The 23,179-nt window shown below is 63.1% G+C and carries 22 protein-coding genes; 16 read left to right on the forward strand and 6 right to left on the reverse strand.

Going from position 1 to position 23,179, the window contains the following annotated elements; genetic code table 11:
• Window positions 1-666: tetratricopeptide repeat protein (locus tag GTP90_RS11655; RefSeq protein WP_161083688.1), on the forward strand; the 666-nt coding region annotated here is incomplete at its 5' end.
• A gap of 34 nt (window positions 667-700) precedes the next feature.
• On the opposite strand, the gene GTP90_RS11660 is transcribed toward GTP90_RS11655, so the two are convergent.
• The 3 genes from GTP90_RS11660 to GTP90_RS11670 form a co-directional block, all read right to left on the reverse strand.
• A complete protein-coding gene (locus GTP90_RS11660; protein ID WP_161083689.1) occupies window positions 701-1,690 on the reverse strand; it encodes an HD-GYP domain-containing protein in 990 nt (329 codons plus the stop codon).
• A gap of 16 nt (window positions 1,691-1,706) precedes the next feature.
• Entirely contained in the window at window positions 1,707-2,897 is a 1,191-nt protein-coding gene (locus GTP90_RS11665; RefSeq protein ID WP_161083690.1) for a pyridoxal phosphate-dependent aminotransferase, read from the reverse strand.
• A gap of 68 nt (window positions 2,898-2,965) precedes the next feature.
• Complete coding sequence (locus GTP90_RS11670) at window positions 2,966-3,415, reverse strand: putative toxin-antitoxin system toxin component, PIN family (RefSeq protein ID WP_161083691.1); 450 nt, start codon at window positions 3,413-3,415, stop codon at window positions 2,966-2,968.
• A 35-nt stretch (window positions 3,416-3,450) separates the two neighbouring features.
• Between GTP90_RS11670 and yaaA the strand changes: the two genes are divergently transcribed.
• Window positions 3,451-4,218 carry a peroxide stress protein YaaA gene (gene yaaA, locus GTP90_RS11675; RefSeq protein WP_161083692.1) on the forward strand — a complete coding sequence of 256 codons (768 nt, stop codon included), beginning with the start codon at window positions 3,451-3,453 and terminating at the stop codon, window positions 4,216-4,218.
• Between the two features lie 143 nt (window positions 4,219-4,361).
• Here the strand turns inward: yaaA and GTP90_RS11680 are convergent, their stop codons facing one another.
• Complete coding sequence (locus tag GTP90_RS11680; protein ID WP_161083693.1) at window positions 4,362-5,162, reverse strand: outer membrane protein assembly factor BamD; 801 nt, start codon at window positions 5,160-5,162, stop codon at window positions 4,362-4,364.
• 89 nt (window positions 5,163-5,251) lie between these two features.
• Here GTP90_RS11680 and GTP90_RS11685 point away from each other — a divergent pair, with 89 nt between their 5' ends.
• Both GTP90_RS11685 and pgeF read left to right on the forward strand, forming a co-directional pair.
• Window positions 5,252-6,274, forward strand: a complete 1,023-nt coding sequence (locus tag GTP90_RS11685; RefSeq protein WP_175048056.1) for an RluA family pseudouridine synthase — start codon at window positions 5,252-5,254, stop codon at window positions 6,272-6,274.
• Window positions 6,274-7,062, forward strand: coding sequence for a peptidoglycan editing factor PgeF (pgeF, locus tag GTP90_RS11690; RefSeq protein WP_161083695.1), 789 nt, complete (start codon window positions 6,274-6,276; stop codon window positions 7,060-7,062). The genes GTP90_RS11685 and pgeF overlap by 1 nt, the downstream gene beginning before the upstream one ends.
• A 17-nt stretch (window positions 7,063-7,079) precedes the next feature.
• On the opposite strand, the gene GTP90_RS11695 is transcribed toward pgeF, so the two are convergent.
• Window positions 7,080-7,292, reverse strand: a complete 213-nt coding sequence (locus tag GTP90_RS11695; protein WP_161083696.1) for a hypothetical protein — start codon at window positions 7,290-7,292, stop codon at window positions 7,080-7,082.
• A gap of 45 nt (window positions 7,293-7,337) precedes the next feature.
• Here GTP90_RS11695 and phaC point away from each other — a divergent pair, with 45 nt between their 5' ends.
• The 8 genes from phaC (at window position 7,338) to GTP90_RS11735 (ending at window position 17,066) form a co-directional block, all read left to right on the forward strand.
• Window positions 7,338-9,074 (forward strand): class I poly(R)-hydroxyalkanoic acid synthase, encoded by a 1,737-nt coding sequence (gene phaC, locus GTP90_RS11700; protein ID WP_161083697.1) that lies wholly within the window; start codon window positions 7,338-7,340, stop codon window positions 9,072-9,074.
• Window positions 9,075-9,274: 200 nt separating this feature from the next.
• Window positions 9,275-9,838: a polyhydroxyalkanoate synthesis repressor PhaR gene (phaR, locus tag GTP90_RS11705; protein ID WP_117010266.1), complete on the forward strand. Its 564-nt coding sequence runs from the start codon at window positions 9,275-9,277 to the stop codon at window positions 9,836-9,838.
• A gap of 163 nt (window positions 9,839-10,001) precedes the next feature.
• A complete protein-coding gene (locus GTP90_RS11710) occupies window positions 10,002-11,378 on the forward strand; it encodes a GH1 family beta-glucosidase (RefSeq protein ID WP_161083698.1) in 1,377 nt (458 codons plus the stop codon).
• A gap of 57 nt (window positions 11,379-11,435) precedes the next feature.
• Window positions 11,436-12,683, forward strand: coding sequence for an ABC transporter substrate-binding protein (locus tag GTP90_RS11715; protein ID WP_161083699.1), 1,248 nt, complete (start codon window positions 11,436-11,438; stop codon window positions 12,681-12,683).
• A 3-nt stretch (window positions 12,684-12,686) separates the two neighbouring features.
• Window positions 12,687-13,571 carry a carbohydrate ABC transporter permease gene (locus tag GTP90_RS11720; RefSeq protein WP_161083700.1) on the forward strand — a complete coding sequence of 295 codons (885 nt, stop codon included), beginning with the start codon at window positions 12,687-12,689 and terminating at the stop codon, window positions 13,569-13,571.
• A 32-nt stretch (window positions 13,572-13,603) separates the two neighbouring features.
• Entirely contained in the window at window positions 13,604-14,542 is a 939-nt protein-coding gene (locus tag GTP90_RS11725) for a carbohydrate ABC transporter permease (protein ID WP_161083701.1), read from the forward strand.
• A 13-nt stretch (window positions 14,543-14,555) separates the two neighbouring features.
• The gene (locus GTP90_RS11730; protein WP_161083702.1) at window positions 14,556-15,641 is read left to right on the forward strand and encodes an ABC transporter ATP-binding protein; all 1,086 of its coding nucleotides are present in this window, start codon (window positions 14,556-14,558) and stop codon (window positions 15,639-15,641) included.
• A 96-nt stretch (window positions 15,642-15,737) separates the two neighbouring features.
• Window positions 15,738-17,066, forward strand: a complete 1,329-nt coding sequence (locus GTP90_RS11735; RefSeq protein ID WP_161083703.1) for a glycoside hydrolase family 27 protein — start codon at window positions 15,738-15,740, stop codon at window positions 17,064-17,066.
• Window positions 17,067-17,085: 19 nt separating this feature from the next.
• On the opposite strand, the gene GTP90_RS11740 is transcribed toward GTP90_RS11735, so the two are convergent.
• Window positions 17,086-18,105 carry a LacI family DNA-binding transcriptional regulator gene (locus GTP90_RS11740; RefSeq protein WP_161083704.1) on the reverse strand — a complete coding sequence of 340 codons (1,020 nt, stop codon included), beginning with the start codon at window positions 18,103-18,105 and terminating at the stop codon, window positions 17,086-17,088.
• Between the two features lie 140 nt (window positions 18,106-18,245).
• Between GTP90_RS11740 and rimO the strand changes: the two genes are divergently transcribed.
• From rimO to hisC, 4 genes are all read left to right on the forward strand, one after another.
• On the forward strand, window positions 18,246-19,637 hold the full coding sequence (gene rimO / locus GTP90_RS11745) for a 30S ribosomal protein S12 methylthiotransferase RimO (RefSeq protein ID WP_175048057.1): 1,392 nt from the start codon (window positions 18,246-18,248) through the stop codon (window positions 19,635-19,637).
• Window positions 19,638-19,707: 70 nt separating this feature from the next.
• Entirely contained in the window at window positions 19,708-20,958 is a 1,251-nt protein-coding gene (locus tag GTP90_RS36910; RefSeq protein WP_254451831.1) for a hypothetical protein, read from the forward strand.
• Window positions 20,955-22,124: a cystathionine beta-lyase gene (locus GTP90_RS11755; protein WP_161083705.1), complete on the forward strand. Its 1,170-nt coding sequence runs from the start codon at window positions 20,955-20,957 to the stop codon at window positions 22,122-22,124. The genes GTP90_RS36910 and GTP90_RS11755 overlap by 4 nt, the downstream gene beginning before the upstream one ends.
• Window positions 22,121-23,176 (forward strand): histidinol-phosphate transaminase, encoded by a 1,056-nt coding sequence (gene hisC / locus GTP90_RS11760; protein WP_161083706.1) that lies wholly within the window; start codon window positions 22,121-22,123, stop codon window positions 23,174-23,176. Before GTP90_RS11755 ends, hisC begins: the two co-directional genes overlap by 4 nt.
• The last annotated feature ends 3 nt before the right edge of the window (window positions 23,177-23,179 follow it).

Here is a 23,179-nt window from a genome sequence, read left to right on the forward strand (position 1 = left end):
CGCAAGGCCGCCGTGGCCGCGCGCGCCGAACGCAAGGCGTCCCGCCAGGCCGGTGCCGGCACCGCGGCAGGCGAGGGCACCATCACGCACGACATCAGCCCGCGGCAGATGGCCGAGAACGCCTATCGCCGCGCGCTGGTGGCCCTGCAGGAAGGCCGCGTCAGCGCCGCGCTGGCCGACCTGGATCGTGCCCTGGAAATCGACCCCCGCAACGAAGCCGCGCGTCAAACCAACATCAGCCTGCTGCTGGAGAACAAGCGCAACGACGAGGCCATCCGCCAATTGCGTTTGGCGCTGGGCATCGATCCGCGCCAGCCTGGCCTGGCGATGGTACTGGCGCGCCTGCAATTGGAGCGGGGCGGCCCGGCGCTGGAAACGCTGATGACGACCTTGCCGTACGCCGGCAACAGCGCCGAGTACCAGGCCTTCCTGGCCGGCGTGCTGCAACGCCAGCAGCGCCACGCCGAAGCGGCGCAATACTATCGCGCGGCGTTGACGCTGGCGCCGCAGAACGGTGTGTGGTGGATGGGACTGGGCATCTCGCTGCAAGCCGACATGCACCTGCCGGAAGCGCGCGAAGCCTACCGGCGCGCGCGCGTATCGAGCGGCCTGTCGCCGGAGCTGCAAGCCTTCATCGACCGCAAGATCGAATCGCTGCCGCACTAAACCCCGTCATTCCCGCCTGTGCGGGAATGACGCGTTACAGGCTGGCCTGTTGTCCCCAGATCTGTTTCATGCTGAAGCGGGTCGACGCCTCATCCTCGCTCAAGGCGGCGGCGATGGCGCCATCCTGGTCGGCGCTGCTGCGCAGTGGGGGCGGCGACAACAGCGCGCCCGCCGGATCGCGCAGGCAATGGATCTGCAAGCCGCCGGCGCCGCCCGGACGGCGGCACACCACGCCGATTTCCCCGTTGTGCAAACGCACCAGCGTCCCCGGCGGGAAATCGCCCAGCTCGCGCTGGAAGTACTGCACCAGCGTGGGATCGACCGGCGCCACCTTGTCGTCGATGAGGTTGCGCAGGGCCTGGTCGGGCAGGATGGAGCGGCGGTAATTGCGGGCCGACACCTGCGCGCAATAGCGGTCCGCCAGGCTGAGCAGCTTGGCGTTCAGCGTCACCTCCGGACTGGCGACGCCGGCCGGATAGCCGCTGCCCTCGTCGTTCTCGTGGTGCAGCAGCACGCAGGAAATCCACTCGTCATCCTGGATGCCGGCGTCCTTGAGCATGTCCACGCTTTGCTCCGGGTGGCGGCGCACGATGGCCATTTCCTCGCCGGTCAACGGCGTGTGCTTGTCCTGGAAAGCGTTATTGTGGCGCAGCATGCCGACGTTCATCGTCAGCGCGGCCGCCGTCACGGTCAGCGTATCGGCCGGGGTCTTGCCGAGGCTGTGCGCGACCACCACCACCACCACGGCCGTCTCGATGCAGTGGCGCACCGCGTAGCTGCCGGCGATCTGGCACAGGAAGATGCAGGCCAGCGCGATGTCGGGATTGAGGTCCACCGCGTGGATCACGTCGCGCGCGATGTCGCGCAGCTCGCTCTCGGCGTTGTGCTCGTTGCGCAGGTTTTGCAGCAGGCGCTCCAGCCTGCGGTTCGACTCGTTGAGCTGATGCAGTACCGACGGCGGCGGCTCCTGTTCCGCGAACTCGCCCGCCACGAGCGGCGTGTCCGCCTGGTTGGTCTCGGCCATGATTCTCGTCCCCGAATTAAACTTTGCCCAGCCGCTCCAACGCGAGCGCCAGGGTCTCATCCTTCTTGGCAAAGCAGAACCGCACGATGCCCGATTCCTTGCCCTGCTGGTAAAACGCCGATACCGGTATCGCCGCCACCTTGATCTCGGTGGTCAGCCACTCCGCAAACTGCGCTTCCGTTTGCGTTGAAATTTTGTCGTAGCGCACGCACTGGAAATAGGTGCCGTCGGCCGGCAACAGTTCGAAGCGCGAGTGTTTCAGGCCTTCGCGGAACAGGTCGCGCTTGCGCTGGTAGAACGCCGGCAGTTCCAGGTAGGGCCTGGGATCGGCCATGTAGCTGGCGATGCCGTGCTGCATGGGCGTGTTGACGCTGAAGACGTTGTACTGGTGGACCTTGCGGAACTCCGCCGACAGCGCGGCCGGCGCAGCCACGTAGCCAATCTTCCAGCCGGTGACGTGGTAAGTCTTGCCGAAGCTGGAGACCACGAAGGCGCGGGCCGCCAGCTCGGGATGGCGGCAGACGGACTCGTGCCGCTGGCCGTCGTAGACCATGTGTTCGTAGACCTCGTCCGACAGGATCAGCACGTCCGTGCCGCGCACGATGTCGGCCAGCGCCTGCAGGTCTGCCGCGCGCAGCACGCTGCCGGTCGGGTTGTGCGGGGTGTTGACGACGATCAGGCGCGTCTTGCCGTTGACCGCGGCCGCCACGTCGGACCATGGCACCGTGTAGCCTTGCGCGCCGGCTTCCATCCGTACCAGCACCGGCACGCCGCCGGCCAGCGTGATCGCCGGCACATAGCTGTCGTAGCTTGGCTCGATGACGATCACCTGGTCGCCCGGATGCACGCAGCACAGGATGGCGGTGGTGAGGGCCTGGGTGGCGCCGGCGGTCACGGTGATGTCGGTGTTGACGTCGTACTGGTGGCCGTAGATGGCCGCGATCTTGGCGACGATGGCCTGGCGCAGCACGGGCGCGCCGGTCATCATCGGATACTGGTTGAAATCGGCCTGCATGGCGTCGTTGACGGCCTGCAGCAGGCTGCGTTCGCAGGCGAAATCGGGGAAACCCTGGCCCAGGTTGACCGCGTTGGCCTGCGCGGCCAGCGTGGACATGCGGGTGAACACGGTGGTGCCGACGGCCGGCAGGCGGGTGGTCAGGACGGGCGTGGAAGGCGTGCTGCTCGGCAGGTTGTGACGGCTATTCATGGCGGCTGCGTAGTGGACAGATAGCCTATTCTAGCTCAGCGCGCCGGGTTTGGTGTGGCGAAAAAACCTTAGCTTTCCGGGCTCCACGCCTCGGGCACCATGACCTTGAACATGCCGGCCTTGGCCAGGCGGCGGGCCAGTTTCAGCAGCGCCTTGTCCTTGGTGATGAGGATGGCCGCGTTGGCGTCGCGCGCCACTTCGAGGAACTTCTGGTCGTCCTTGTCGGTGCAGACCGGCAGGCGGATGCCGGACTCGGGCGGAGCGACCACTGTGATGAGCTCGTCGAAGCGGGCGGCGGCCAACGGGCGCGAGTCGTCGTCCAGCGGCAGGTGCTTGTAGTGCAGCACGATGTTGTACTCGTCGCGGCAGTCCGAGCGGGTGATCGCCTCGACCGTGCCGTTTTCCAGCGCGGCCAGCAGGGCGGCCCAGCGCGGGTCCTTGAACACGAACAGGTCGAGGCAAACGTTGGTATCGATAACGATGCGGGTCGGTGTGAGTTTCTCTGGAACAGGTATCATGTGCTTAGTTCGTAAAAATGTTCATCTGGAATCTTATGCTGATAGTGCTTTCGCCCGCAAAAAGTCTCGACCTTGAGACCCCTCCGACCACCAAGTTGCATTCCCAACCTGATTTTCTCGACCACTCGGCGCAGCTGATCGACCGCCTGCGCGAGTTTTCGCCGGTGCAGATCGGCGAGCTGATGGATCTGTCCGACAACCTGTCGGCGCTCAACGTCGCCCGCTACGCCAGCTGGAGCCAAGACACCGCCGACGGCCGCCAGGCCGTGATGGCTTTCAACGGCGACGTCTACGGCGGCCTGGACGCGCGCACGCTCAAGCCGGCGCAGCTGGACTATGTGCAATCGCGGGTGCGGATTTTGTCCGGCCTGTACGGCATGCTGCGGCCCTTGGACCTGATCCACCCGCACCGCCTGGAAATGGGCACCCGCCTGAGCAACCCGCGCGGCAAGGACCTGTACGCCTTCTGGGGCGAAACCATCACCCAAGCGCTGAACAAGGCCGCGGCCGAGCAGGGCGCCGAAACGCTGGTCAACCTGGCGTCCGAGGAATACTTCAAGTCGGTCAAGCCCAAGCTGCTGGACGTGCCGGTGATCACGCCGCAATTCGAAGACTGGAAGAACGGCAAATACAAGATCATCTCGTTCTACGCCAAGCGTGCGCGCGGCCTGATGGCGCGCTACGCCGCCGTCAAAGGCATCACCGACCCGGAAAAGCTCAAGAAATTCAACGTCGACGGCTACGCCTACGACAAGCAAGACTCGACTGACAAAACCTGGATCTTCCGCCGCCGCGCCGAATAATCTTGGGGTCAAGTCTGACATTCGGACACGGGCTCTGCCGTAGCAGCCCGCTACGGCAGAGCCCGTGTCCGAATGCCAGACTTGACCCCAAATTGGGCAAAAGAAAAACCGGGACCTGGGTCCCGGTTTTCGTTGGGGCTAGCTTAGTTCCAGAGTTTCCACCAGTGACGTTCGGCTTTCTTGCCTTCGTCCAGGAACTTGCTGGTGGGGTAGTTCAGCTTGAACACGCGCATGGTGTCGTCGCGCAGTTCGGTCATGCCCAGCTTGTCGTAGCTGCGGATCATGATGAACAGCGCTTCCTCGATCGCCGGCGAGTCGCGGTAGTCGTTCATGATGCCCATCGCGCGGTTGGCCGCTGCCAGGTAGGCGCCACGGCGGTAGTAGTAGCGCGCCACGTGCACTTCATACGACGCCATCGCGTTGATCAGGTAACGCATGCGGTCCAGCGAATCCGGCGTATACTTGCTGTTCGGGAACTTGTCGACCAGCTGCTTGAAGGCCGCGTAGGCTTCGCGCGTGGCTTTCGGGTCGCGTTCGGTGGCGTCCTGCTCGTAGATGAAGTTCAGGAAGCCGATCTGGTCGTTGAAGTTGATCAGGCCGCGCAGGTAGTACATGTAGTCGACGTTGGCGTGGTTCGGGTGCAGCTTGATGAAGCGCTCCACGGCCGCCAGCGCCTGGGCCTGGTCCTGCGATTTGTAGTAGGCGTAGGCGATCTGCATCTGCGCCTGCTGGGCGTAAGTGCCGAACGGATAGCTCGATTCCAGCTTCTCGTACAACTGAATTGCGCGTTCGTAGTGCTGTCCTTCCAGCTCTTCGCTCGCCTCCGAGTATAATTTCGTAGCGCTCCAACCTTTAGTCTCGTCGATTTTCTCCGAGAACAAACCGCAAGCGGACAAACTAAGCAGAACCAACGTTGCTGCGACTACTTTCAATTTTTTTTGCATATGTTTTGCAAGAAGCTGTTTAACCAAAGTTTTACAATAGGCTGATTATAGCCGATGGGAATGCTGTGATATTAACTCCAAAGCCGAATTTGGCCGATTCTTCCTCCGATCACGATGCCGACGCCGACCTGCTGGTCGAGCAGGACGGTGATTTTGGCGAGGACGACGGCCTGGCTCCGATCCAACTGGAACTGACCCCCGAAGTCTGCGGCCAACGCCTGGACAAGGTGATCTCCCACCTGGTCCCGCAATTTTCACGCGGCCGCCTGCAAATGTGGATCACCGACGGCTTCGTCACCGTCGACGGCAAGCCGGCCAAGTCCACCAAGGACACCGTCTACGGCGACGAGAAGATCGTCATTCTGCCCCAACCGGCGCCGGAAGACGAGGCTTTTAAACCGGAACCGATGGAACTTAACATCGTTTACGAAGATGAGCACTTGATGGTCATTAACAAACCGGCCGGCCTGGTGGTTCATCCGGGCGCCGGCAACTGGTCCGGCACGCTGCTCAACGGCCTGCTGCACCACTGCCCGCAGCTGTCGGGCGTGCCGCGCGCCGGCATCGTCCACCGCCTGGACAAGGACACCAGCGGCCTGATGGTGGTCGGCAAGACGCTGCCGGCCCAGACCGACCTGGTGCGCCAGCTGGCCGCGCGCACCGTCAAGCGCGAGTATTTCGCCGTGGTGTGGGGCATGCCGCGCATCAGCGGCACCATCGATTCGTCGATGGGCCGCCATCCGAAGGACCGCATCAAGATGGCGGTCTCGACCGGCATGGGCTCCAAGCCGGCCATCACCCACTACCAGGTGCTGGGCGGCGGCAAGCTGGGCGAGGGCCGTCCGGTCACGCTGGTTCAGTGTCGCCTGGAAACTGGCCGCACGCACCAGATCCGCGTGCACATGATGTCGATCGGCTTCCCGCTGGTGGGCGACACCACCTACGGCAAGCAGCACCTGGCCGATTATTTCCCGCGCCAGGCGCTGCAGGCGCGCCGCCTGGGCCTGGTCCATCCAGCCACCGGCGAGCAATGCGAGTGGACCGTGCCGCTGGCCGATGACTTCGCCGAGCTGCTGGCCCGGGCCGGCATCGAAGTGCCGGAAGCTATCTGATGTCCAGCCTGCCGCAATGGTTGATACCCCACTGGCCCGGCCTGCCGGCCAGCGTGGGCGCGCTGTCGACCACGCGGCGCGGCGGCGTCAGCCCCGCGCCGTATGACGACGGCATGGGGCAGGGCGGGTTGAACCTGGGCACCCACGTGGGCGACCAGCCGCACAATGTCGCGCAAAACCGCGAGATCGTGCGCGCCATGCTGCCGGGCGATCCGGCCTGGCTGTCGCAGGTGCACGGCACGGCGGTGGTGGATGTGGCCCGGATCGGCCCGCAGGAGGTGCCGGAGGCGGACGCCAGCTTGTCCGCCGCGCCAGGCAGGGTGTGCGCGGTGATGACGGCCGACTGCCTGCCGGTGCTGTTCTGCGATGTCGAGGGCAAGGTCGTGGCGGCCGCGCACGCGGGCTGGCGCGGACTGGCCGCCGGCGTGCTGGAAAACACGGTCGACGCGATGCGCGCGGCCGGCGCCGGCGAGCTGATGGCCTGGTTGGGGCCGGCGATCGGCCCCTACCAGTTCGAGGTTGGCCCCGAGGTGCGCCAGACTTTCCTGAACGACGCGCTCGACGATTCCGGCGTGCGCCATGTGGAGGCGGCGTTCGCGCCCGTGGAGGGCAAGCCGGGCAAGCACCTGGCCGATATCTACGGGCTGGCGCGCTACCGCCTGCACCGGGCAGGCGTGAAACAGGTGCATGGCGGCGAGTTCTGCACCGTGTCCAATTCCGGCCGTTTTTACTCCTTCCGGCGCGACGGCGTCACCGGACGGCAGGCCGCGCTGATCTGGATCAAATGAGTCGAACCAGCGCTGGCTTAGTCTTCGCGTTCGGCCTGGCGGGCTGCGTGCGCCGCCAGCTCGGCGGCGCGGCGGCGGGCTTTGCGCTTGCCGGTGCCGGCGATGTAAATCAAGGTGCCAAGCGGCAGCACGCAATAGAACAAAAACGTTACAATTCCCGCAACGACGGTAGGCTCGGTCAGTGCCATCAGTCCGACCACGTATATCCAAGCAATAGCAACAATCAGCATCAGCAGCCCAGGTAAAGATATTTAACTATTTTTAGGGAATCAAACATGAATTTGCCAGATCCTCAAGCCATTGCCAACGCCTGGATGTCGCAGATGAGCGACCCCGGTCAGTGGCAATCCTGGTTCAACATGGCGCCCACCGCGGACGCCAATCCGTTGGCCGCCATGATGCAGGATGTGGGCGCCTCGGTGAAGCCGGAGGCCATGGAGCAGCTGAAAAACCAGTACCTGCAAGATTTCGGCGTGTTGTGGCAGGAATTTTTGGCCGGCAAAACGCCGGAAGTGGCCGACCGCCGCTTCACCTCGTCCGCCTGGCAGGGCAATCCCATGTCGTCGTTCAATGCGGCATCATACCTGCTCAACGCCAAATTCTTGAATGCCATGGTCGATACCGTGGAAGCCTCGGCCCAGCAGAAGCAGAAAATCCGCTTTGCGGTGCAACAGATTATCGACGCCATGTCGCCGGCCAACTTCCTGGCCACCAATCCCGAGGCGCAGCAAAAGCTGATCGAGACCAAGGGCGAGAGCCTGACCAAGGGGCTGGCCAATATGCTGGCCGACATGAACAAGGGCCATATCTCGCTGTCGGACGAATCGGCGTTCGAGGTCGGCCGCAACCTGGCCACGACCGAGGGCACGGTGGTGTACGAGAACCCGCTGTTCCAGCTGATCCAGTACAAGCCGGTCACGCCGACGGTGCACCAGCGCCCGCTGCTGATGGTGCCGCCATGCATCAACAAGTTCTACATTCTTGACCTGCAGCCGGAAAACTCGCTGGTGCGCTACGCGGTGGAGCAGGGCAACAGCGTGTTCCTGATCTCGTGGAGCAATCCCGACCAGTCGCTGGCCGGCACCACCTGGGACGACTACGTCGACCAGGGCGTGATCGAAGCCATCCACGTGGTGCAGGACATCAGCGGCCAGGACCAGATGAACATGCTGGGCTTCTGCGTTGGCGGCACGCTGGTGTCGACCGCGCTGGCGGTGCTGGCGGCGCGCGGCGAGAAGCCGGCCTCCAGCCTGACGCTGCTGACCACCTTCCTCGATTTCAGCGATACCGGCGTGCTCGACGTGTTTGTCGACGAAGCCCAGGTGTCGATGCGCGAACAGCAACTCAAGGGCGGCGGCCTGATGCCGGGCCGCGACCTGGCCAGCACTTTCTCCAGCCTGCGCCCGAACGACCTGGTGTGGAACTACGTGCAGTCCAACTACCTCAAGGGCAACGAGCCGCCGCCGTTCGACCTGCTGTACTGGAACTCGGACAGCACCAACCTGCCGGGTCCGATGTTCTGCTGGTACCTGCGCAACACCTACCTGGAAAACAAGCTCAAGACCGGCAAGCTGACGGTGGCGGGGCAGAAGGTCGACCTGGGCAGCATCGATGCGCCGGCCTTCATCTACGGCTCGCGCGAGGACCATATCGTGCCGTGGATGTCGGCCTTCGGGTCGATGAACATCCTCAATCCGGGCAAGGCCAAGGCCAACCGCTTCGTGCTGGGCGCGTCCGGCCACATCGCCGGCGTGATCAACTCGCCGGCAAAGAACAAGCGCAGCTACTGGACCAACGACAAACCCCCGGGCCGCGCCGCGGCCAAGCCGCAGGACGGCGAGGCCTGGATGGCCGGCGCCACGGAGAATCCCGGCAGCTGGTGGCCGGAATGGGCCAAGTTCCTGGCCGAGCACGGTGGCAAGGATGTCAAGCCGAAGGCCAAGCCGGGCAATACCCGCTACAAGCCAATTGAGCCGGCGCCCGGCCGTTATGTAAAGGTGCGCGCCGATTAAGCCGGCAGGGAAAAAGCATGATATTGTCGATCTGTAAATTTGGTTGCGTTGCAATAAAACCTAAAAGTTATATCAGATTGTGCAAGATCTGCTTTTTCCCCTCTATAATAGAAAGAGTAGGCTAGTGGGAAAGCGGACCGAAGTTCGCTTTTTTTTCGAATTGTTAGAGTACGCGCTGCGGCGCAATAAGTGGACTTGTGATGAGTAGTGCGAAAAAAAATGCTGACCGTCTGATCAAAAAATACCCGAACCGCCGTCTGTACGACACGCAGACCAGTTCCTACATCACGCTGACCGACGTCAAGCAGCTGGTGCTGGACAACGAAGAATTCACCGTGGTCGACGCCAAGACCAACGAAGACCTGAGCCGCAGCATCCTGCTGCAGATCATCCTGGAAGAAGAGGCCAGCGGCGCGCCGATGTTCTCCAGCGACGTGCTGGCGCAGATCATCCGCTTCTACGGCCACGCCATGCAGGGCATGATGGGCTCGTACCTGGAAAAGAACGTGCAAGCCTTCACCGACATCCAGCGCAAGTTCACCGGCAGCGCGGTCGGCGGCCTGGAAGGCAAGCCCTTCAGCCCGGAAATGTGGACCCAGTTCATGAACGTCCAGGGCCCGATGATGCAGGGCATGATGAACAACTACATCGACCAGAGCAAAAGCCTGTTCGTGCAGATGCAAGAGCAGATGCAAAACCAGAGCAAGAACATCTTCGGCACCTTCCCGTTCGTCCCCGGCGTACCGCCGACCGACAAGAAGTAATCCTTCACCGTTCGCGGTGATCAAAACGGCACAGCCACCTCGGTCGCTGTGCCGTTTTTGTAGCCAAGTTACAAAAATTCTTTGACACTTGAATTTCTTCGGTAGTACTATCGACAACAGATGTGGAAACGCTTCCACTTTACGTTGAAATGAAGGAGTTGTTGTGGCAGGCTATGCATCCGTTGCACTGGAAGAGACGTTTTCCCCGCCGGCCGGTTCGGTCCTCTGGAACAAGGAATTTCTGTTGGGCGCCGCCACGGCGGCCTATCAAATCGAAGGCGCCGTCGACGAAGACGGCCGCATCCCCTCGATCTGGGACACCTTCTCGGCCACGCCGGGCAAGACGCTGGCCGGCGACACCGGCGCCGTCGCCTGCGACCATTACCACCGCTGGGAAGAGGATGTCGAACTGCTGGCCAGCCTGAACGTCGGCGCCTATCGCCTGTCGATCGCCTGGCCGCGCGTGATGACGGAGGACGGTGCGCCCAACCACGCCGGCATCGCCTTCTACCGCAAGCTGCTGACGGCCTTGCGCGCCAAGGGCTTGAAGACCTTCGTCACGTTGTACCACTGGGACCTGCCGCAGCATCTGGAGGACCAGGGCGGCTGGACCAACCGCGACACCGCCTACCGCTTCGCCGAATACGCCGACATGATCAGCAAGGAGTTGGCGGGCTTGGTCGATGCGTGGGCCACGCTGAACGAGCCATGGTGCTCGGCCATGCACGGGTACGGCACCGGCCATCACGCGCCCGGCAAGCAGGACGTGGCGCTGGCCACGCGCGCCATGCATCACCTGCTGCTAGGCCACGGCCTTGCGACGGCGCGGCTGCGCGCCAACGATCCGGGCGCGCAGGTGGGCATCGTCACCAACGTCGGCCGCGGCACCAGCAACGGCGCGACCGACGCCGACCAGCACGCGGCGTGGCTGTTCGAACTCCAGCACAACAACTGGATCCTCGACCCGCTGCTGAAGAAGTCCTATCCGTCCGCGCTGTGGGAGTTGTGGCCCGGCGCCGAACCGCCGGTGCACGCGGGCGACATGGATGTCATCGGATGCAAGCTCGATTTCCTCGGCATTAATTACTACTTCCGCACCAATGTCGTCAGCGACGGCAAGCACGGTTATCTGGAGGTCGATCTGGAAGGCGTGGAGCGCACGCAGATGGGATGGGAAGTCTATCCCGAGGGCCTGCGCCATTTGCTGGTCGGCTTCCATCGCGACTATCCGAACCTGCCGCCAATTTACATCACCGAGAACGGCACCGCATCCGACGACAAGGTGGTCGACGGAGAGGTCGATGACAGAAGCCGGATCTCGTTCCTGAACCGGCACCTGGCTGCGGTGGATCAAGCGGTGAAGGAGGGCGTGGATGTACGCGGCTACTTCATCTGGTCCTTGATGGACAATTTTGAATGGGCATTCGGCTACGAGCGCCGTTTCGGTATCATCCACGTGGACTATGCGACCCAGAAGCGCACCTTGAAGCGCAGCGCCAAACTGGTGACGCAATTCCTGGCTGAGCGGAACAGCAAATAATTGAACTTCCGGCAGCCATCCGAATAAAATGGGCGCTCGACGCCCACTGGAGACAGAATGAGTAAGGCTACAAAACTGGCGAGCGCCGTCGCGCTCACGCTCGCGGCATGCGGCGCGGCCAGCGCGCAGGCGCCCGCGCCATTGAAGGCGACCGTGATCCATTGGTGGACCTCGGGCGGCGAATCCCAGGCCGTCAAGCAGTTCGCGGACGCCTACAACAAGGCCGGCGGCCTGTGGATCGACAACGCCATCGCCGGCGCCGACCAGTCGCGCGCCACCACCATCAACCGCATCGTCGGCGGCAATGCGCCGACGGCGGCGCAGTTCAACACCTCCAAGCAGTTCCGCGATTTCGTCGAGCAGGGTTTGCTCAACAACGTGGACGACGTGGCGGCCGCCGGCAAGTGGGACCAGATCATGCCGCCGTCGATACTGGCCGCGATCAAGATCAACGGCCACTTCTACGCCGCGCCGGTGGACATCCACATGCCGGCCTGGTTCTTCTACTCCAAGGCCGCGTATAAAAAAGCCGGTATCACCAACGAGCCGCAGACCTGGGACGAGTTCCTGGCGCAGCTGGCCAAGCTGAAGGCCGCGGGCATGGTGCCGCTGGCCTTCGGCGGCCAGGTATGGCAGGAGAAGATCACCTTCGACGCCATCTTCGCGATGGTGGGCGGCGCTGATCTGTATCTGAAGGTGTACCGCGACCGCGACCAGAAAGCCGTGATGTCGCCGGCCTTCAAGCAGGTGCTGGTCGACTTCAAAAAGCTGAAGGCCTTTGTGGATGCCGGCTCGCCGGGCCGCAACTGGAACGACGCGACGGCCATGGTTGTCAGCGGCAAGGCCGGCGTGCAGATCATGGGTGACTGGGCCAAGGGCGAGTTCTCGTCGGCCAGGCAGGTGGCGGGCAAGGATTTCGGCTGCTTCCCCGGCTTCGGCCCCAAGGCGCCGTACATCGTCGCCGGCGATGCCTTCGTGTTCCCGAAAACCACGGACGCCAACGCCGTCAAGGCGCAGAAGCTGCTGGCGACGGTGGTCACTTCGCCGGCCGCGCAGGTGGCCTTCAATTCGCGCAAGGGCGCGATCCCGATCCGGGGCGATGTCGATGAATCCACGCTGGACATCTGCGCGAAGCAGGGCCTGGCCATCATCAAGGACAAGAGCCGCCAGCTGCCGAACTCCGAAATGCTGGCGACGCCCGACACCACGGGCGCCCTGCAGGACGTGCTGACCAGCTACTGGAACAAGAATCAATCGCCGGAAGACGCGCAAAAGGCCTTCGCCCGCGCGCTGAAGGATCAATAAGCCATGGCCAAGAAGCGTCAAAGCGTATCCTTCGCCGCCTACGTCGCCATGATCCCGATGGCGCTGACGGTGCTGCTGGCCTACCTGGGCACGATGCTGTGGACTGCGCGCGTGTCGGTCAGCAGCTCGCGCACCTTCCCGGCCAGCGATTTTGTCGGCGCCTCGCAGTACATCCGCCTGTTCAACAACGAGCGCTGGCTGCTGTCGCTGCAAAACGTGGCCGTGTACGGCGTGCTGTTCATCGCCGCCTGCCTGGTCATCGGCTTTTTGCTCGCCGTGTTCATCGACCAGAAGGTAATGGCCGAAGGCGCGCTGCGCACCATCTTCCTGTATCCGTATGCGATGTCGTTCGTGGCCACGGGCCTGATCTGGCAGTGGATACTGAATCCCGAGCTGGGTATCCAGGAAGTGCTGCACAAGATGGGCTTCGCCGGCGCCACCTTCGACTGGATCGTCGACCAGGATATGGCGATCTACACCATCGTCATCGCCACCGTGTGGCAGGCCTCCGGGCTGGTGATGGCGCTGATGCTGTCCGGCCTGCGCGGCGTGGACGAGGAATTGTGGAAGGCCGCCCGCATCGACGGCATTCCGCGCTGGCGCGTCTACGTCAGCATCGTGCTGCCGATGCTCGGGCCTTCGGTGTCGACCGCTTTCGTGCTGCTTTTCGTGATGGTGGTGAAGGTGTTCGACGCCGTCGTCGCGATGACGCAGGGTGGCCCGGGCACGGCCAGCGAGGTGCCGGCCAAGTTCATCATGGACTACCTGTTCGGCCGCGCCAATATCGGCCTCGCATCCGCCGCGTCGATCGTGCTGCTGGCTACCGTGCTGGCCATCGTCGCGCCGCTGTACTATGTGCGTAACCGCCGCGCTGCCAAGGGGGCGTGATGGGACAGGCCGTTAAAATTGAAAAGGTAGTAATGGACAAGGCAACAGGCGTGGCGCCGGGCGGCGCCGCCAACGATAGCACCATCGCCGCGCAGCCGGCCATCAGGCCGCGCCGCAAGCTGGCCTGGACACCGGCGCGCATTGGCGTATATGGATTCCTGATCGTGGCCGCGCTGTTCTTCCTGCTGCCGCTGTACGTGATGCTGGTAACGTCGGTCAAGCCGATGGAAGAGATCCGCCTCGGCACGCTGTTCGCGCTGCCGGTGCACGCGACGCTTGAACCGTGGCTGCAAGCCTGGCAATCGGCCTGCACCGGCCTGGAATGCGACGGCATACGCGGCGGCTTCTGGAACTCGGTGGCCATCGTGGTGCCGAGCACCGTGCTGTCGATCGCCATCGGCGCGGTGAATGGTTACGCGCTGTCGTTCTGGCGTCCACGCGGCGCGGGGCTGCTGTTCGCCATCCTGATGATGGGCGCCTTCATCCCGGTGCAGGTAATGGTGTATCCGCTGGTGCGCGTGCTGGCCGCCGTGAACCTGTTCAGTTCATTGCCCGGCATTGTGCTGATCCACACCATCTTCGGCATGCCGGTGATGACGCTCCTGTTCCGCAACTACTACGCGGCGCTGCCGATGGAACTGTTCAAGGCCGCCCGCATCGACGGCGGCGGTTTCTGGCGCATCTTCCTGCAGCTGATGCTGCCGATGTCGACGCCGGTGATCGTGGTGGCCGTCATCATGCAGGTCACCGGCATCTGGAACGACTTCCTGCTTGGCCTGGTGTTCGCCGGCTCCGAGCATCTGCCGATGACGGTCCAGCTGAACAACATCATCAACACCACCACCGGCGAGCGCCTGTACAACGTCAACATGGCCGCGACCATCCTGACGTCGCTGGTGCCGCTGGCTCTCTATTTCATTTCCGGCCGCTGGTTCGTGCGCGGCATCGCCTCCGGCGCGGTTAAAGGTTAACTTAGGGTTAAACATGTCTAACGTAGCTATTCGTAATTTGCAGATTCAGCTGGGCGGTAACAAGGTCATCGAGTCCCTGAACCTGGACGTGAAGGCCGGCGAGTTCGTGGTGCTGCTCGGCCCATCGGGCTGCGGCAAGTCCACGCTGCTGCACTCCATCGCGGGCCTGATCGACACCACCTCCGGCCAGATCGAGATCGGCGGCAAGGACATGACCTGGGCCGACCCGAAGGACCGCGGCATCGCGCTGGTATTCCAGTCGTACGCGCTGTACCCGACCATGAACGTCGAGGCCAATATGTCCTTCGGCCTGCGCATCAACGGCACACCGAAGGCGGAAATCGCCCGCCGCGTCACGCGCGCGTCGGACATGCTGCAACTGGGCCCGCTGTTGAAGCGCAAGCCGGCCAACCTGTCCGGCGGCCAGCGCCAGCGCGTGGCGATCGGCCGCGCCATCGTGCGCGAGGCGGACGTGATGCTGTTCGACGAGCCGCTCTCCAACCTGGACGCCAAGCTGCGCACCGAACTGCGGCGCGAACTGAAACAGCTGCACAAGCAGCTGGGCGCAACCATGATCTACGTGACCCACGACCAGGTGGAGGCAATGACCCTGGCGCAGCGCATGGCCGTGATGAAAGGCGGCGTGGTGCAGCAGTTCGACACGCCGGCCAACATCTACAACGAGCCTGCCAACTTGTTCGTCGCCACCTTCCTCGGCTCGCCGGGCATGAACCTGTTCAAGGGGCGGCTGGAGCAGGAGGGCGCGCGCACCGTATTCCGCAACGATCACCTGTCGGTCGACGTGACGGATTACCCGTTCAAGCAGCCACTGGCCGGCAAGCAGGAATGCGTGCTGGGCGTGCGGCCCGAGGATATCGACATCGGCAATTGCGACGGCGCCGACAACGCGGTCTGCGCATCAGTCTCGCTGGTGGAAGCCATGGGCGCGCATCGCGTGCTGTGGCTGGACTTCCACGGCACACAGGTCGCGGGCATCGTGCAGGACCAGCAGCAGATCGAGACCGAGCAGGAGCTCAGCTTCTCGATCCGCACCAAACGTGTGTCGCTATTTGACGGGGCCAGCGAACAGCGGCTTTGACGCAATATCCAAACTGGCATCACTGGCAAAGAAATTGTGATTGGATCGTGTTCGCGCGGAGGGCTACATTGAGCTCTTTTGTCCACGGCCCTTTTTATGTTCAAACGTATTCTGATGTTGCCCTGCGCTTTGCTGGCCAGTGTTCCGCTGCTGGCCGCCGCTGCCAGCGATTTTCACACCTGGGCTCCTACCCCGCCGATGGGCTGGAATAGCTGGGACAATTTCGGCACCACGATCACCGAGGCCCAGGCCAAACAGCAGGCCGACTATATGGCGCGGACGCTGAAGCCGCACGGTTGGGAGTATCTGGTCGTCGATATCCAGTGGTATCAGCCGAGCTCCAAAGGCCACGGCTACGAAAAAGGGGCCAAGCTGGCGATGGACGAATTCAGCCGCCTGGTCCCGGCGCCTGAAAAATTCCCGTCGGCGCGCGCTGGCGCCGGTTTCCGGCCGCTCGCCGACTATGTCCACGCCAAGGGCCTCAAATTCGGAATCCACATGATGCGCGGGATTTCGCGCCAGGCCGTGGAGCAGAACACCCCGTTGCTAGGCACCGGCATCCGCGCCGGCCAGATCGCCGACCGCAATAGCATTTGCGAATGGAACCCTGACATGTATGGCGTCGATATGAGCAAGCCGGGAGCGCAGGCTTACTACGACTCGCTGATCCAGCTGGTCGCCGACTGGGGCGTGGATTTCATCAAGGTCGATGACCTCAGCCGCCCTTACCATCAGCCCGAGATCGAGGCGCTCCGCAAGGCGATCGACAAGACCGGACGTCCGATCCTGCTCAGCACCTCGCCTGGCGAGACCCCGCTCAGCGCCGGCGCGCACGTCACGCAACACGCCAATATGTGGCGCGTCAGCGACGACTTCTGGGACGACTGGAAGTCCTTGCGCGACCAGTTCAAGCGTCTCCACGACTGGACCCCGTTCCGCATTTCCGGCGCATGGCCGGACGCCGACATGCTGCCCTTCGGGACCATACGGTTCAATGAGCATAGCCGCTTCACGCCCGACGAACAAACCACGGTGATGACGTTGTGGAGTATCGCCCGTTCGCCGCTGATGCACGGCGGAGACATGACGAAGACCGATCCGTTCACGCTGTCCCTGCTCACCAACGATGAAGTCATCGCCGTCAATCAGCACAGCGAGAACAACCGCCAGCTGTTCCGCACCGACGATGGCCTGATCGCGTGGATCGCCGATGTGCCCCAGTCCAAGGATAAATACCTGGCGGTGTTCAATACTGGCGAGACGGTTGCGCGGGTCGCCGTCAAACCTGCCTCTCTCGGTGTTGGCGACGCGGCGCCGGTGCGGGACCTGTGGAGCGGAAAAGACCTCGGCCCGGCCGGCCGCGATTTCGCGCCGGAGGTGGTCCCCCACGGCGCGCGCCTGTTCCGCATCAAGGCCTCGCAATAGGGCGCGCAGGCCCGGCCAGTCAGTTGCGCCGGGCCGTGCGTGCGGCGACCGAGCCGCGCATCGTCACCGAGACCGGGAAGTCGCGGACGATTTCGTGCTGGGTGCCGTAGCACAGGTTGAGCAGCCAGCGCACGGCGTTCTGCGTCAGCTGTTCCATCGGGATGTGGACCGAGGTCAGTCCTGGAGACGTGTATTCGGCCGAGTAGTCGTCGTCGTAGCCGATGACGGAAACCTGGCCCGGCACGTCGACGCCCGCGCGGTGGAAGCAGGACAGGGCGCCGACCGCCATCTCGTCGTTGGCACAGAACAGGCCCGTGAACTTGAGGCCTTCGTTGATCAACTGCTGCGCGGCGCCGAAGCCGCCCTCGCGCGAGAAGTCCGATTCGATCAGGCGCACCGTCGAACGCTCGATGCCGTGGCGACGCAGCTCGGCGAAGAAGCCGTCCAGCCGCTCCGTGTTGTCCGACGTGGCGGCCGGGCCGGAGATCACCGCCAGTTCGCGATGGCCCGCCTGCAGCAAAGTCTGCGCCGCCAGTTCGCCGCCGTGAAAATGATCGGGGCAGAACGAGGCCTCCGGCACCTGCGTGCTGCGGCGGTTGAGGAAGGCTATTTTGGGATTCATCTTCTGCAGCGCGATCAGGTCCTCGTCGTGCAGGTCGTGCCCCAGCACCACGATGCCGTCGCAATCGCGGCCGATCAGGAACTTGACCGCTTCCAGCGCCTCGTCGCGCGGCGTGCCGTCGCCGCAGCCGGTGGCCACGACCACGTGGCGCCGCATGGCGCGCAGTTCGAAGTCGGTCTGTTTGAGGATGGTGCCATAGTAGGCGCCGAAGAAGGACGGTGTGAAGATCCCGATCATGCCCAGCGACTTCGCCGACAGCGAGCGGCCGATGGAGGAGGGGCGGAAGTTGAGCTGTTCGATCGCGGCCTGGACTTTTTTCATCGCCTCGGCCGATACCGGCCCGGCGCCTGAAATGGCGCGCGATGCCGTCGACATGCCTACACCGGCGAGCACTGCGACGTCTTTCAGCGTTGCCACGAATTCTCCTGAACTGGATGATGAAAACAGTGCCGGCGCGGGCCACTGGGTTAGCCTCTATCCTAGCATGATCTCCCTATGGCGAATGGGGTATAATGCTCGATTGCTCGTAATTTTCATGGCGTATAAAGCTACCAATCATGCAATCGCAACCACTCTCCCGTCTCCCCATGCCCGCAGCCGGCGCCCCCGCACCTAAAGTCGGCTTCGTATCGCTCGGCTGCCCCAAGGCGTTGGTCGACTCCGAACAGATCCTGACCCAGCTGCGTGCCGAAGGCTACGAGACGGCCAAGTCCTATGACGGCGCCGATCTGGTCATCGTCAACACCTGCGGCTTCATCGACGCCGCCGTGCAGGAATCGCTGGACGCCATCGGCGAAGCGCTGGCCGAAAACGGCAAGGTGATCGTGACCGGTTGCCTGGGCGCGAAAAAAGACGCCGCCGGCGATGACATCATCATGAAGGTGCACCCGAAGGTGCTGGCCGTGACCGGCCCGCACGCGCTGGCCGAGGTGATGGACTCGGTCCACCTGCACCTGCCAAAGCCGCACGAGCCTTTCCTCGACCTGATCCCGGCGCAGGGCATCAAGCTCACGCCGAAGCACTACGCCTACCTGAAGATCTCCGAAGGCTGCAACCACCGCTGCTCGTTCTGCATCATCCCGTCGATGCGCGGCGACCTGGTCTCGCGCCCGATCGGCGAACTGCTGCTGGAAGCGGAGAACCTGTTCAAGTCCGGCGTCAAGGAGCTGCTGGTGATCTCGCAGGACACCTCGGCCTACGGCGTGGATGTCAAATTCCGCACCGGTTTCTGGAACGGCCGTCCGGTCAAGACCCACATGACCCAGCTGATGGAAGCGCTGGGCGAACTGGCCAAGTCCTACGGCGCGTGGGTGCGCATGCACTACGTCTACCCATATCCGCACGTCGACCAGGTCATCCCGATGATGGGCGAGCACGTGCTGCCATACCTGGACATCCCGATGCAGCACGCGCATCCCGATGTGCTGAAGCGCATGAAGCGTCCGGCCAGTGGCGAGAAAAACCTGGACCGCATCCAGGCCTGGCGCAAGATGAATCCGGACCTGACCATCCGTTCGACCTTCATCGCCGGCTTCCCTGGCGAGACCGAAGCCGAATTCGAATACCTGCTGGACTTCCTGAAGGAAGCGCAGATCGACCGCCTGGGCTGCTTCGCCTATTCGCCGGTGGAAGGCGCGACCGCCAACGAGCTGGCTAACCCGGTGCCGGAAGAAGTGCGCGAAGAGCGCCGCGGCCGCGTGATGCTGCTGCAGGAAGAGATTTCGAAAGCGCGCCTGAAGGCCAAGGTCGGCAAGACCGTGCGTGTGTTGATCGATGAAGTCAACCGCAGCGGCGGTGTAGGCCGCTCCAGTGCCGACGCGCCGGAAATCGACGGTGTGGTGTACGTCAAGCCGCCGTACGAGCCGCACAAGAAGCTGGCCGTCGGCCAGTTCGTCGACGTGAAGATCACCACGTCCGACGCCCACGACCTGTGGGGCGAGGCGCAGTAATAGTATTAAATATATAATAAAAGCGGACTAGCGATATTGCAGTCCGCTTTTTTTTCGTCGAGAGATGGCCATGTCCAAATTGGATTCGATAGATTACGAAACTGCGCAGGCGATCAACGAAGTAGCCATGGCTGCGGACAGGAGGGAAGCAGCCGGCGCATACCGGCGCCATGCAGCATTGTTGAAGAATTGGCGTATTGTGTACGCCGATACCAGTGACCAAAGCATGCTTCAGACGCGACGATGCACTTTAGCTGGCGGCGGACATGCGTCCTCTCTATTTCGAGGCAACGCCTTATGGCTGTTGGATGAAAATTTGTTGAGTCATCGCCCATTGGAATTTGTCTGCGGTATGGGTACGTATCTGGATTCGAACGCGGCGAGCCTGATACGGTCGTTCGCCTATAGCGACAATCCAAGTCAGGAGGTCGGAACGAAAGTTGGGGCGATCTGGGAGTTTCTCGGCGCCGGAAATATCGCCAATCCTTACCTGTACTTATGGGAGGCGCAGCGTCACTGGAACGACAAGACGATCAAGGCGTGCCACGAGGCGTTTGCCGCGAACCACGTGCTGGCACAAGAACAGACGATGCCGGGCGTTGAATGGGGGCGCCGTTATAGGGCGGAACTGAGGGAGGATGCCGAAGCTGTTGCCGGCACATTTTTGACCGATTTTCAGCGCCGCCTGGATGACGGCCTGGGGGACGCACTCGCCGGTGAGGTTGAAATGGTCGAATCGATGTTGGTTCGTACGAAGATCATAGAGTACTCATCGAGGAAATCATCTGAGCACAAGATGCGCGAATTGGTCGAATTCATGCACGAAGAGCTGTCCACAATCATGGTACGCGAATTGATCGTTTGCGCGGATATCCTTTGTCGTGGCGGGCAGTCCAGGTTGTCGAAAAAATTGAACTCTGTGCGAAATGGCCCCGACCCGTTTGGTGTGCTGCGCAATTGCGCGTGGGATCTCTTTTTGCCTAGGGCGCTCGATATGCTGGCTGGCGCCAAGCCGGTGGAGGGCATGGACTTCTATCTCCCGCATATCATCACCTTCGATGGCGATGTTAAGGATATCGTGACCTTAACGGAGCTCCGCTCGATAGCGCTGCATCGTCCTTCCGGAACGGTGCTGCCGTTCTTCAATCTCGATCCATTTTCCTGGATATCCGAGCGACTGGGGGAAAAGCGGGCGGATGAGTTACATCCGCTGTTTCAAGAAGCGGCCTACGCGGCTCGGTCGGCACGCCGGTCCAGGGAATCGATCAGGGCGAGGCTGGCCAGCGACCGCGAGGTCTTGCGCGCTATAATCTCCCAATGACTATTAAAAAATCCCCGCAGACCGCGCTCGTACATTCCGACTACCAGGCTCCGGAAGGCTTCGCCGCTTTCCCCGGCGCCATCCACCATGCCTCGACGGTGCTGTTCAAGAACGTGGCGGCCATGCGGTCGGGCGACTGGAAAGAGAAGAACGCCTATACCTACGGCCTGCACGGTACGCCGACCACCTTCACGCTGGAGGCCCGACTGGCCGAGATCGAGGACGGCAAGTACTGCCTGCTGGCGCCGAGCGGCCTGGCGGCCATCGCGATGGTGGACTTCGCGCTGCTCAAGGCCGGCGACGATGTGCTGTTGCCCGATAACGTCTACAACCCCAATCGCGAACTGGGGCGCTGGCTGTCGGCCGATTTCGGCATCACCGCGCGCTACTACGATCCGCTGATCGGCGAGGGCATCGCCGCGCTGATCCAGCCGAATACAAAGCTGATCTGGACCGAGGCGCCGGGTTCGGTGTCGATGGAGGTGCCGGACCTGCCGGCCATCTGCAAGGCTGCGCATGAACGCGGCGTGGTGGTGGCGCTTGATAATACGTGGTCGGCCGGCCTGGCGCTACGCGGCTTCGAGCTTGGTGCCGACATCATCATGCAGGCGTTGACCAAGTACCAGTCAGGCGGCTCGGATGTATTGATGGGCGCCGTCATCACGCGCGACCCGGCGCTGCACGAGCGGCTCAGCCTTTCGCATATGCGGCTGGGCATGGGCGTCGGCGCGGACGACGCCTACCTGGTCGCGCGCGGCCTGCCGACCATGCGCCTGCGCTTCGACGCGCACGACGCGGCGGCCCGCAAGCTGGCGGCCTGGCTGCAGGCGCGCCCGGAGATCACACGGGTGCTGCATCCGGCCTTCACCGATTGCCCCGGCCACGAGACGTGGAAGCGCGACTTCAGCGGCGCTGGCGGCTTGTTCTCCGTGCTGTTTGACGAGCGTTATACCGAAGAGCAGACCGACCGCTTTGTCGACGCGCTCAAGCTGTTCAAGATCGGCTATAGCTGGGGTGGCGCCAACAGCCTGGTGATGCCTTACCGGATCCAGCACATGCGCAAGGATTGGCAGGACAAGGGTATCCTGGTGCGCTTCAACGTCGGCCTGGAGGATGTCAACGATTTGATCGCGGACATCGAGCGCGCACTGGGAGCACTGCAATGAGCCGCTTCTGGAGTGACGTGGTCCACGGCCTGACGCCGTACACGCCGGGCGAGCAGGTGCAGATGCCCGGCCTGGTCAAACTCAACACCAACGAGAACCCATACGGCCCGTCGCCAAAGGCGATAGCGGCCATGCAGGCCGCCGTCGGCGACCAGTTGCGCAAGTATTCCGATCCGGCCAACGCGGCGGTGAAGGATGCGGTGGCCCGCCGTTTCGGCTTGACGCGTGAGCAGGTCTTCGTCGGCAACAGCTCGGACGAGGTGCTGGCGCACACCTTCCACGCCTTGCTCAAGCACGAGCTGCCGCTGCTTTGCCCGGACATCAGCTACAGCTTCTATCCGACCTATTGCAGCTTGTACGGCATCGAGGCGGTGCAGGTGCCGCTGAACGAGCGTTACGAGATCGATGTCGAGGATTACAGGCAGCCATGCGGCGCCATCATCATCGCCAATCCCAACGCGCCGACCGGCATCGCCTTGCCGTTGGAGCGGATCGAGGCGCTGCTGGCCGCGCATCCCGACCAGGTGGTGGTGATCGACGAGGCCTACGTCGACTTCGGCGGCCAAAGCGCCATCGCGCTGCTGGGCAGCTACGACAATCTGCTGGTGATCCAGACGCTGTCCAAATCGCGCTCGCTGGCCGGGCTGAGGGTGGGGTACGCGGTCGGCCATCCCGACCTGATCGCGGGCCTGGAGCGTGTGAAGAACAGCTTCAATTGCTATCCGCTGGGGCAGGTCGCGCAGGCCGGCGCGGTGGCCTCGCTGGATGATGCGGCCTACATGGAGCAGACTTCGCAAGCCATCATCGCCACACGCGCATGTCTGACCGCGCAGATGCAGGCACTGGGCTTCGAGGTGCTGCCATCGGCGGCCAACTTCATTTTCGCCCGCCATCCGCAACGCGACGGAGCACAGCTTGCGGCAGGATTGCGTGAGCGGGCGATCCTCGTGCGCCACTTCAAGCAGGCGCGCATCGACCAGTTCCTGCGCATCTCCATCGGCACGGACGAGGAGTGCGCCAAGCTGGTCGAAGCGCTGAAGGCGTTGGTGTAAGAG

This window comes from Duganella vulcania (genome assembly GCF_009857655.1).
Taxonomy (GTDB): domain Bacteria; phylum Pseudomonadota; class Gammaproteobacteria; order Burkholderiales; family Burkholderiaceae_D; genus Rugamonas; species Rugamonas vulcania.

Coding starts and splice junctions, on each gene's coding strand:
- GTP90_RS11730 (WP_161083702.1), top strand. CDS start 14,556: ATGTCTAACGTAGCTATTCGTAATTTGCAGATTCAGCTGGGCGGTAAC.
- GTP90_RS11735 (WP_161083703.1), top strand. CDS start 15,738: ATGTTCAAACGTATTCTGATGTTGCCCTGCGCTTTGCTGGCCAGTGTT.
- GTP90_RS11695 (WP_161083696.1), bottom strand. CDS start 7,292: ATGCTGATTGTTGCTATTGCTTGGATATACGTGGTCGGACTGATGGCA.
- GTP90_RS11725 (WP_161083701.1), top strand. CDS start 13,604: ATGGACAAGGCAACAGGCGTGGCGCCGGGCGGCGCCGCCAACGATAGC.
- hisC (WP_161083706.1), top strand. CDS start 22,121: ATGAGCCGCTTCTGGAGTGACGTGGTCCACGGCCTGACGCCGTACACG.
- GTP90_RS36910 (WP_254451831.1), top strand. CDS start 19,708: ATGTCCAAATTGGATTCGATAGATTACGAAACTGCGCAGGCGATCAAC.
- GTP90_RS11670 (WP_161083691.1), bottom strand. CDS start 3,415: ATGATACCTGTTCCAGAGAAACTCACACCGACCCGCATCGTTATCGAT.
- phaC (WP_161083697.1), top strand. CDS start 7,338: ATGAATTTGCCAGATCCTCAAGCCATTGCCAACGCCTGGATGTCGCAG.
- GTP90_RS11755 (WP_161083705.1), top strand. CDS start 20,955: ATGACTATTAAAAAATCCCCGCAGACCGCGCTCGTACATTCCGACTAC.
- GTP90_RS11715 (WP_161083699.1), top strand. CDS start 11,436: ATGAGTAAGGCTACAAAACTGGCGAGCGCCGTCGCGCTCACGCTCGCG.
- pgeF (WP_161083695.1), top strand. CDS start 6,274: ATGTCCAGCCTGCCGCAATGGTTGATACCCCACTGGCCCGGCCTGCCG.
- GTP90_RS11720 (WP_161083700.1), top strand. CDS start 12,687: ATGGCCAAGAAGCGTCAAAGCGTATCCTTCGCCGCCTACGTCGCCATG.
- GTP90_RS11665 (WP_161083690.1), bottom strand. CDS start 2,897: ATGAATAGCCGTCACAACCTGCCGAGCAGCACGCCTTCCACGCCCGTC.
- rimO (WP_175048057.1), top strand. CDS start 18,246: ATGCAATCGCAACCACTCTCCCGTCTCCCCATGCCCGCAGCCGGCGCC.
- GTP90_RS11660 (WP_161083689.1), bottom strand. CDS start 1,690: ATGGCCGAGACCAACCAGGCGGACACGCCGCTCGTGGCGGGCGAGTTC.
- yaaA (WP_161083692.1), top strand. CDS start 3,451: ATGCTGATAGTGCTTTCGCCCGCAAAAAGTCTCGACCTTGAGACCCCT.
- phaR (WP_117010266.1), top strand. CDS start 9,275: ATGAGTAGTGCGAAAAAAAATGCTGACCGTCTGATCAAAAAATACCCG.
- GTP90_RS11680 (WP_161083693.1), bottom strand. CDS start 5,162: ATGCAAAAAAAATTGAAAGTAGTCGCAGCAACGTTGGTTCTGCTTAGT.